Genomic DNA, 6,843 nt, shown 5'->3' with positions numbered 1-6,843 from the left:
GAAAGTTACAGGAGGAAAAATCTGAAAAAATCATAAAAAACTCAACCGGCCATCATAATTGTCGCCAAACCGGCCAGGATAATTGACACGGGACAGTAACAGCCCTCCATACTCCGCCAGGATACGGCTATATTGCGATACACGCCATAAGTGACCGCCGGTATAAGGATCACGCGCTTCAAACATTGCCGCCATCACAAAGAGGCTTTTTATGAGATGTTTGACAGGGTTCATGTGTGCAAAATCCATGAGCACTTGCTGATAACAATCTGTTTGTTACAGTTCTTCTGAAGCTAAAATTATCTGGCGCTAAACCAGATATCACCATACCATGCTGTTGCCGCAGCGCCTGTATTGTCGGTGTCGGTCATAATGGCTACGGCATCGACACGACCCGGTTCTTCTCCAAATAATCGCCGGTAATCGGCGCGCACATCGCGGCTTTCCTCCATCCAGCGACCAACGTTAGTAGCCCCGGATTGTATGGCGATCATGCCCGCATTACTGGTATAAGCACTGAACCAGCTGCTATCAACTGGTTGCCTGTTCGACCATACATAGTTGATCGCACGCGTGCGCCAGAACATGACGCCACCAGAAAAAACCACATAGACACGGGCCGGATAATCATCGCCAGCTTTACGACGTTCATCATTTCCGGTCAGGATGCCATCCACTTTCCAGGTCCAGTTGAGCAAGGGCGTTTTACTCAGATCGATACTGACTTCACGATATAATCCCGAAGCCGCCTGATGACTGTCAACACGCAAAACCATGCGATCTTCTTCAAGCTCAAGCGAATAGCGCGTCTCACCGGCAAATACTTTGGGTTGCCATCCATTGAAATTACCTTGAGAAAATCTGGCAATATCGATATGTTCACTGGATGCCCATGTTGTCATGGACAGGCAAATGGCTATCCAGAGTAAATGTTTTTTCATGCCTGCAATGATCGTGTATTACCCAATGGGCGTTGATCGGAGATCAAAAATCTATCTCAATTCCCAGTACATCCGCGCATCGATTAAAAACGATAAAGAATTCCATGGTGCCCAGGGCTTTGAGCATTTCGGATTTTTCAACACCAAGATCGGACAATGTCTGGAGATCGACATTTTCGATATCATGCCAGTTCGAGTTTGCTTTTCGAGCAAATTTCACAAGAACTGCTTCCTTGTCGGTAAAATCGTCGGGCAGCATACCGTCGCTTACTGCTGAAATTTCCGAATCACTGATTTTCATGCTGTGCAAGGCGGTGCGATGCGCAGCTACACAGTATTTACATCCATTATCCTGTGATATAAGGATTGCAATGGTTTCTCTAACTTTCCTGCGTAATTTTCCTTGCAGCATTATGGCTTTGTACTTTTCCCAGTTTGTCGCAAGTAAAGGCGGGTGCTCGGCATAAACTTTAAACACATTGTGAGTATGACTGCCAAAAGTTTTTTCAATTTCCAATAAAACATTGGGTGAATGAATTGGGTCCTGTCTGATTGATTTCCTGCAACATTTAATTAGACTCCTTGTATACACGTTAAAAAGATCGTTGAGAATTGTTTATCTCACATCATCAATCACTGGTTTGTTTATCGCTTAAAGTCGCTGCAATGCGGCGCTTTGCTTCATCAGTCAACTGAAAATCAGGATTGGCCCGGGTTTGGCGGGAGATTTTCCGCAAGAAATCAAGCTGCTTCGAGAAATTTTGGCAGCTGCGGCATAACAACAGATGTATTTTCAGCGAAAGGTTCTTCCAAAAAGGCAATTTTTCATCCATTGTCCGTGAGGCCAGTAGGCTGGCTTGTCTGCAGTTCAACATTTATTATTTTCCGTTATCTATCCAGAGAGCTTTTAAGCATTTAATCAAAGATAACCGGGCACGATGCATTAGTACCCAGACATTGGACGGTGTAATTGAAAATTGCTTACAAATTTCATCGCTACTCATGCCATGTATTTCCTTGGCTAGAAAAACCTCTGCCTGTCTGGGTTTTAGTCCGGTCAGGCATTGCTGAAATATATTCCAGAACTGTTTTTGCTGAAATGTCGATTCTGGATCAGGAAATGGTTCGGGTTTTTCAATCCAGCTACCGTTTGTCTTAAAAAGATAATCCAGGTTATCTTCATTATCCTGATCAATCAGTTCACTAAGGCTTACAACGCGCCCCTGTCGCCGGAAATGATCAACAACCTTGTGTTTGAGTATACTAGTGAGCCATGTCCGTACGCTGGATCGATTGGTAAAGTTTTCTTTTGCCGTGATGGCTGCAAGAAGCGTTTCCTGAACCAGGTCTTCGGCAACATGTCTGTCTTTTACTTTCAGAAATGCATAGCTATATAAATAGTCGCCATACTCATCCAGCCAGGTTTGTGGATTCAAATCGCCGCTCATTGTTGTCTCACAAAATTGTCCAAGGGAAGTTATTAATTAATCAGGTAATACCCTATTAAATTTTTCACGCATCATTATTAAATTTTTCACGCATCATTATTGCTATTACTTTGATCGCAACATATGGCTTCGTTCTGTTTTGGTGGACAGACTGTACTTCTATAGGAACAAAATACACAGCAATCGCCAGGTTTAGGACGTATCAGTGAATGGCAACTTGTGCATTCATAGTAGTACATACAGGAATCAGAAGGCATCAATTCTGATTTAGTGAAACCACAAGAAGGACAAGTCAGATCGGATTCAAACACCACGGTTTTCATGACATATCTCCGGCATAAGGATTATGATGGATACCTAATCCTTTAGTCCATGCAACGTGCGTAGTTCATGTATCATCAGGCGTTCATCGCCTTTCCAAATACCGTTATTCCCAATATAAATATCGGCGAGCCCCTGATGTCCCACAATACGGCGGACAAAATTAATGATCGTATCGGTTACATTATCCGGGTTATCGGTTGCCGGAAAATGACCGGCGCGTGGAACATAACTGATCTGTACATCTTTTGTGCCAAGCGCATGTGCGAAGCGTTGTGTCTGTGCGGCTGGCATCATATTGTCATATTCTCCCCACATGATCAGTGTTGGTACAGTAATATTCTGGTATCTAACGCCGTTGGGGTTGCGTTGTGGATGATAAGGCAGCAGTAAAGCGGGGCTCAGAATAGCTGCCCTGTCGGAAAGGACACGCAGATTGTGCAATTTAAGACGCATAGTAGTTGATTTTGCGACTGCTGTAACACCATCATTTTGACTATTGCGCTCATAATCGATATCGACATAGGGAAAAGTCAGGTAGCGTAAATTATATTGATTGTACTTGGCCGGATCGTAAACCATCGACTTGAGAATCTGCACCAGTGTCTGGTCAAATGCGGCAAACATCATGGCAAATTGGTTGTCTCCCTCTGGTGTGTTGGGAATCTCGGAAGCTCTGCCAATCGCCTGTATTTCATTAACCGGATAACCGTCAAAAGCAATCGGATCAACCTGTATCAGCGCCTCCAGACGGTCATTATGTCTGGCTGCATAATGCGAGGCGATACCACTGCCCCAGTCATCCGCAATAAAAATGAATCGGCGTCCAGGATATTCGTGCTGCATAAGTTTTTCGATGTAATCCACATCATTCACCCAATGCCAGCGATCATTCGGGGATGGATCATTTTTACGGCCATAAAGACGAGGTTTGGAACTTTCGCCCATACCGAGCATATCAATAGAAATCGTTTCGCAGAATCGTGATACCTGACCCTGGACTTCTTCCCATTGCGCGCGGTTAGTGGGTACGCCGTGTAAAAACAGAACCAAAGGGCCCTTATTACCCATTTTTGTCCAGGCTATTTCAAAATTATCCGACCAATCAGTTTCGGTGCTGTGCGGCCCGCCGACTTGCAGCAAGCCTTCGGTTGGCGCCTTATAATTGAATACGCCGTATTCCGGTATGCCCGGCGAACGGTAGATGGTTAGATCGGGTTTATTTCCTGCGGCCCGCACGGGTGAATGACTGAATGCTTCGTAAAGACTTGAATCATCCAATGCACCGGGTTTTGAATTCATAAGGTTATCCTTCACGGGTTAATTATTTATACAGTATATTTTTTCAAATATACATCATCTTTGATCATCAATGTTACTCAATAATCATCTTTATAATGTGATCGATGCTATAATAAATGTCAAGCAATTTATGAAAACTGTTGCATGCGGCCTGATATCGTTTAGTTGCGGTACAATCCGCTCATTGGGGGAACATATGGATGCGTAAAACTGAAAACTCAGCTGAATCGCTTTTAAACATCAAGCAGGCAGCAAAAATTCTGAATGCAAGTGAAATTTCTTTAAGACGCTGGACGGATGCCGGAAAACTGCCGTGTCTACGTATCGGCGCCAGACGCGAAAGAAGATTTCGCTTGAGCGATCTTAACGCATATCTTGAACAGAGCCAGACACACAAAAATTTTGTATCAATTGACCAAATAACAAGCCAGACTGCGCATATCACACTGGAAAGTATTTCAATTAATTATGGCACCCACTTATGTGCTTTCTATGATTCAGACCCAGGACGCCTGAAACTGGCTTTACCTTTTCTGCTTGGTGGGCTTCAGGAAGATAACCGCTGTTTTCTGATTGCTGCAACTGAAATTCAAGCTATTATTTTGAATGAACTTCGAGAGGCCAGACCCGATATCGACCTGGATATTCAGGATGGCAGGCTGGTTGTATCAGAAGGCATGTCGAGCGGCAACAAGTTGTATGCTTTTTTCGAGCAATCCTTTTTGCAAGCGAGCAAACAGGGAATTCAGGGCATGCGAGTACTTGGGGATATGGCCTGGACGTTAAAAAAAGGAATCGGGGTGGAAGAGCTTAATGCTTTTGAAAGCCGTTACAATCAGGGGTTAGGGCATCGTTTCCCGGTTATCAGTCTCTGTCAGTATGACGCCCGGTTATTTCCAGGTACTGCAATATTGAATGCTTTAAAGTGCCATAATGACACATTTCATTATCCATTGAATCATTTCCTGGGTGCCTGATCCGGCCTTTCGAATTGGCCTATATGATGTAACAAAGTTATTGCAGCTGTTTTTATGGTAGAGGAATTTTGTAAGTAATTCTTATTTTTTACGATTAAATAAAGACACTGAAGACAATTATTTTGTCTTTACTTGTCAGTCAGCCAAGGTTTTTCGCGTCTCCTTGGCTGACTATTAGGATTCTAAACTGACTGACTCATCAGCAGTAGTAAAAATATTGCCCACACATAAAGTTATAAGTAATTGATATTTTATCATAAATGTGAACTGGTAATTCATACCGCTCGCACAAAACATGAGTTATTCAGCATTATGACGCACAACACGACATCACATGATAAACAAACGCTTTCGTGGTCTTTCTAAGATAACCGTTCTATTCTTCATCCGGACTCGGAACGCAAATCTTTTCATCCTGATATTCAATACCACCACCCATTAACCTCATCTTGCTTTATTTTTTACCGACCACGTGTTTGGCGTTTTTTTGTTTTGTCATGTTTGTTATATTCGTTTTGTTTTTAAGACCATGAAGACTATTATCTTCCGTAATCAACGCTCTGAATTTTCTAAATGTGACGCTGATTTCATGACCGGAATCAGCTGCAATGACACTTTCTGTTCTCAGAGAACGGTAGTTGTCATTATCATTGTTGGCGTTGATGCCGATAACATCGCGTAAAACTCCAGCTTCACAAGCTTTCAATAATACCGGGTGATTGAAGTAATTCTCTGAGGTAATTACAAACACCGAACTGACACCGGAATAGCGTGTAAATTTCTGCAATCTTGCCAACAGTATTTTTGGTGAGCGTTCCAGGATTGATACCGGCAATTCACTAATCGACTGAACGGCACCGGTAGCATTGGCGCCAATCAGGCTGAAGTATTGATCCTTGTGTTTCAACGCCATACCGATTCTTGCCAGATCATCCGGCGTGGCAATGTTTCCCATCAGACAATCATGTTGCTTATAAGCGTCATCCTGATAACCACCGGCTTGGCTGCCCATCCAGTTGATGAAACTGACTTCAAGTTTTGGGTTGATGACGCTGTACTGGTTGGTGTTAATAATGGCATGGCCTTTAAACCCCGGCACAAGTGAAGCCAGTTGTGCAGTAAATCGTTCATCCTGCCGGGACGCGATAGCCCTGCCGGACGGGTGATTATGCAGTAACCAGTAACCATCGGCCTGTACTTTGAACCGCGTATTGTTCACCCAGTCACCCAGATGATAATCGGTGCCGTTAATCTTTTCCAGATACACCGGATCCCGGTAACCGGGAACTGATAGCCGTGTGGTGAATGATGCGGTTTCTGCGCGTATAAAATATGCGCAGTGCTTCAAAGCGCGGATCACGAAGAATCTGCGCCATTACTGCCAACTCATGCGCAGATTTGATTTGCCGGTTCAGGAGCGAGGTTCCGCCTTGTTCTTTGAAGTCTTTCGGGAAATTACAACCCAGTATCGCGCCACCTACTCATCGAGCTTGAGATTCGAGCAGTTCAATGTAAGCGTTTCTACCGGTTTCTTTTTGTGCTTCGCTGGTATCGGGACGAGTTTCAATGTTGTCATAGAGATCACCTGTATTGGGTCTGGATGAATTTACTGGATTGGCTTGTTGATTGGCATGCATGATTGATCCTCCTGTCGGTTATTAAACCAATGCCCGTTTTTGAGATTTTGTTTTTGTTTCGGTTTGTTGCTGGTTTTGGGGTTTGACTTGTTGAAGCTGGGGCTGGCGTTTTTGAATCGTATTAATTCTACTTTGTCAGATTCAAATGATCCCAGAAGTGTATCAAGCTGATATATAATAACACTTTGTTTAATAACTATTAATCACGATCATGTCG

Annotated in this window: 10 protein-coding genes; 1 reads left to right on the top strand and 9 read right to left on the bottom strand. The window is 43.6% G+C overall.

Annotated features, from left to right (window positions below):
- Positions 1 to 30 precede the first annotated feature (30 nt).
- The 7 genes from BMY60_RS15885 to BMY60_RS14295 form a co-directional block, all read right to left on the bottom strand.
- A complete protein-coding gene (locus BMY60_RS15885; RefSeq protein ID WP_090334543.1) occupies positions 31 to 249 on the bottom strand; it encodes a hypothetical protein in 219 nt (72 codons plus the stop codon).
- A gap of 50 nt (positions 250 to 299) precedes the next feature.
- The gene (locus BMY60_RS14320; protein WP_090334542.1) at positions 300 to 941 is read right to left on the bottom strand and encodes a DUF3047 domain-containing protein; all 642 of its coding nucleotides are present in this window, start codon (positions 939 to 941) and stop codon (positions 300 to 302) included.
- Positions 942 to 984: 43 nt separating this feature from the next.
- Complete coding sequence (locus tag BMY60_RS14315; protein WP_177166694.1) at positions 985 to 1,458, bottom strand: carboxymuconolactone decarboxylase family protein; 474 nt, start codon at positions 1,456 to 1,458, stop codon at positions 985 to 987.
- A gap of 112 nt (positions 1,459 to 1,570) precedes the next feature.
- On the bottom strand, positions 1,571 to 1,774 hold the full coding sequence (locus BMY60_RS14310) for a hypothetical protein (RefSeq protein ID WP_143057470.1): 204 nt from the start codon (positions 1,772 to 1,774) through the stop codon (positions 1,571 to 1,573).
- Positions 1,775 to 1,819: 45 nt separating this feature from the next.
- Positions 1,820 to 2,389: a sigma-70 family RNA polymerase sigma factor gene (locus tag BMY60_RS14305; RefSeq protein ID WP_090334537.1), complete on the bottom strand. Its 570-nt coding sequence runs from the start codon at positions 2,387 to 2,389 to the stop codon at positions 1,820 to 1,822.
- Between the two features lie 86 nt (positions 2,390 to 2,475).
- A complete protein-coding gene (locus BMY60_RS16510) occupies positions 2,476 to 2,712 on the bottom strand; it encodes a GDCCVxC domain-containing (seleno)protein (RefSeq protein WP_090334535.1) in 237 nt (78 codons plus the stop codon).
- Between the two features lie 34 nt (positions 2,713 to 2,746).
- Positions 2,747 to 4,012 (bottom strand): alpha/beta fold hydrolase, encoded by a 1,266-nt coding sequence (locus tag BMY60_RS14295; RefSeq protein WP_090334533.1) that lies wholly within the window; start codon positions 4,010 to 4,012, stop codon positions 2,747 to 2,749.
- 200 nt (positions 4,013 to 4,212) lie between these two features.
- Here BMY60_RS14295 and BMY60_RS14290 point away from each other — a divergent pair, with 200 nt between their 5' ends.
- Positions 4,213 to 4,989, top strand: coding sequence for an MEDS domain-containing protein (locus tag BMY60_RS14290; protein ID WP_090334531.1), 777 nt, complete (start codon positions 4,213 to 4,215; stop codon positions 4,987 to 4,989).
- A 454-nt stretch (positions 4,990 to 5,443) separates the two neighbouring features.
- On the opposite strand, the gene BMY60_RS14285 is transcribed toward BMY60_RS14290, so the two are convergent.
- Together BMY60_RS14285 and BMY60_RS15880 are read right to left on the bottom strand one after the other, a co-directional pair.
- Positions 5,444 to 6,349, bottom strand: coding sequence for a JAB domain-containing protein (locus BMY60_RS14285; protein WP_090334530.1), 906 nt, complete (start codon positions 6,347 to 6,349; stop codon positions 5,444 to 5,446).
- A 121-nt stretch (positions 6,350 to 6,470) separates the two neighbouring features.
- Complete coding sequence (locus BMY60_RS15880; RefSeq protein ID WP_177166693.1) at positions 6,471 to 6,626, bottom strand: hypothetical protein; 156 nt, start codon at positions 6,624 to 6,626, stop codon at positions 6,471 to 6,473.
- Positions 6,627 to 6,843: the final 217 nt, after the last annotated feature.

The organism is Nitrosomonas sp. Nm51 (genome assembly GCF_900111165.1).
In the GTDB taxonomy this organism is placed as follows: Bacteria; Pseudomonadota; Gammaproteobacteria; order Burkholderiales; family Nitrosomonadaceae; genus Nitrosomonas.
Note: the sequence above shows the minus strand (reverse complement) of the source record. Positions and strands in the feature narration are given on the sequence as shown.